General features: G+C 49.6%; 1 protein-coding gene. It reads left to right on the forward strand.

The features are described from left to right. Positions 1-274, forward strand: a 274-nt coding sequence (locus SB764_RS40035; RefSeq protein WP_410866753.1) for a transporter substrate-binding domain-containing protein, incomplete at both ends; no start/stop codon positions are given.

Raw genomic sequence — 274 nt, forward strand, 5'->3', positions numbered from 1 at the left:
GTGAAATGTACCTGGGTTGCCAGTGACTTTGACGCGCTGATCCCCTCACTGAAAGCGAAAAAAATCGACGCTATTATTTCGTCGCTTTCCATTACCGATAAACGTCAGCAGGAGATTGCCTTCTCCGACAAGCTGTACGCCGCAGATTCTCGTTTGATTGCGGCCAAAGGTTCACCGATTCAGCCAACGCTGGATTCACTGAAAGGTAAACATGTTGGTGTGCTGCAGGGATCAACCCAGGAAGCTTACGCTAACGAGACCTGGCGTAGTAAAG

Origin of the sequence: Paraburkholderia sp. SIMBA_027, assembly GCF_046535315.1 — a bacterium.
Classification (GTDB): domain Bacteria; phylum Pseudomonadota; class Gammaproteobacteria; order Burkholderiales; family Burkholderiaceae; genus Paraburkholderia; species Paraburkholderia tropica.